Below are 2,146 nucleotides of genomic sequence, written 5' to 3'. Positions count from 1 at the left end.
CTTCAATCCATACACTATGCAGACAAGGCATTAGGACAATTTATAGAGGACTTGAAGAAAGAAGGCTATTACGACAACTCAGTAATAGCTCTATATGGAGACCATTATGCTATAACAGGGTTCAATGATTCAGGAGTACAATTGATGAAGAATTTTTTAAATGAACCTTATGATTTAGATGAGATGATGAAGGTACCGTTGATAATTCATATACCAGGCTTAGAGGAGAAAGAGACTATCACTAAGCTAGGTAGTCAATTAGACTTTTTACCTACTATATTAAATATAATGGGATATGAAAATGAAAAAGGGATTATGTTTGGGAGAGATTTGTTGAACTATGAAGGGGATACCTTTGTAGCTCCTATGACATATGTTATAAAGGGATCTTTCATAGATGATGAAAATATATTCTATATGTCGAGAAATGGAATATTTAATAATAGTACTGCTAAGGATAAGAAAACCAAGGAGAAAATTGAAGATCTAGCACCATTAAGAGAAACCTATAAATTAGTAGTAGACGAAATCAACAAATCTAATTATATATTAAAAACCGATTTATTAAAGCATATATTGAAGAATAATGGCCAGATAGACTTGAATTCTTTACAAGGTATAAATATACCAGATGATAAGATAATTAAATGTTATGATAATCCTTTAAATGAATTAGAGGATAGTGTATGGAAAGGTAACAAAGTTTTATCGGTACAGGTTAAATGGTCAGAAGATGGAGAAGAAGTATTATTAAGTGATGGCACAAATATAAATGAATTAGCCAAATGGATGATGGATTATGAAGATGTATATATAGATCTTAGATCTTCTGAAAAAGATGAATCCGCATTCCTAAAGATAAAGGGTGATTTCCCTGAATTAAAGGATAGATTTATAGTGGAAATGGAGGATTTTGAACACCATATAAATCTATCCAATAAAGCGTACAAAAATATAATGCTCAATTTAACTGAAAACAATTATAAAGAAGAAGATATAATATCGTTTTTAAATAGGACTCCATTAACCGGAGTAATAATAGGTACAGAATTAAAAGATTCCTCTTTATTAGATGAATTAAAAGAGATGAAAATTCCTGTGTATTTAGATGAATCAGACAAAATGACTTTGATTAGATAACGGAGGAAGAGATATGTTTCCAGTATTGTTTATATTGTCAGTATTAAAAATATTATTGTTTATGCACAATACTAAAGTTGTAAGCAATAAATTTCTGATATTTTTCATAAGTATTTTAGTAATACTATTTGTATTTTCGTTAATATACCTTAGTTGTAAAAAGAAAAAGCGCATATATGCTTTTTCTTTTTATCTTATCGTATCCATAATAATATTTGTGGATGTAGTATATTATAGTTATTTCAATACCTTGCCTTCAGTAAATATGCTAAGTCAAGCCAATCAATTGACTGCGGTAGGGGATAGTATTAAATCTTTATTGACTATTGATAAATTGTTACTTATATTGGATTTACCATTATTGATTTTATATTTAATCAATAGAAGAGCAAAAAAATCTAAAAATTATAATAGATATATAAAGTGGGGAGTTCCTGGAGGAATATTTCTATTATTGGCAGTCATACTAATACATTTAAGTAGTATAAATCTATTTGGTTCAGTGACAAATCAAGAGTTGTTCACGTATCATGCTAAGGATATCAAGAAAACCATATTGAATGAAGACAATATAGTGGATTCCATAGCGTTGAATGTAGAAGATTTAAAGGAATTAAAGGGTAGAAATAAATTAATTCATGGTAAATATACTGGAGTTGGAAAGAATAAGAACTTGATAGTAATCCAGTTAGAAGCACTACAAAATTTTGTAATAAATCACTCATATAATGGGCAGGAGATAACGCCAAATTTAAATAAGCTGATAGAAGAAAATGGTAGTCTATACTTTAATAATTACTATCAGATGCTAGGTAGAGGCAATACCTCAGATGCAGAATTTGTGACTAACAATTCTCTATATCCATCTATGGAAGAACCTACTTATACTCAATATGAAAAGAATACATTCTATGGTTTGCCCTGGGTACTAAGAGATAATGGCTATACATCCTGGGTATTTCATGGATATGAAAAGGAATTTTGGAATAGAGAAAATGCCTATGTA

General features: G+C 29.3%; 2 protein-coding genes. Both read left to right on the top strand.

Annotated features, from left to right (window positions below):
* Positions 1-1,140, top strand: a 1,140-nt coding sequence (locus K8M07_RS12465; protein ID WP_223379432.1) for an LTA synthase family protein, incomplete at its 5' end; no start/stop codon positions are given.
* Between the two features lie 13 nt (positions 1,141-1,153).
* Positions 1,154-2,146: LTA synthase family protein (locus K8M07_RS12460; RefSeq protein WP_223379430.1), on the top strand; the 993-nt coding region annotated here is incomplete at its 3' end.

Source organism: Schnuerera sp. xch1 (assembly GCF_019931165.1).
Classification (GTDB): domain Bacteria; phylum Bacillota; class Clostridia; order Tissierellales; family Tepidimicrobiaceae; genus JAIOUP01.
The sequence above is the reverse complement of the archived record's forward strand: the minus strand, read 5'-3'. Positions and strand labels throughout refer to the sequence as shown.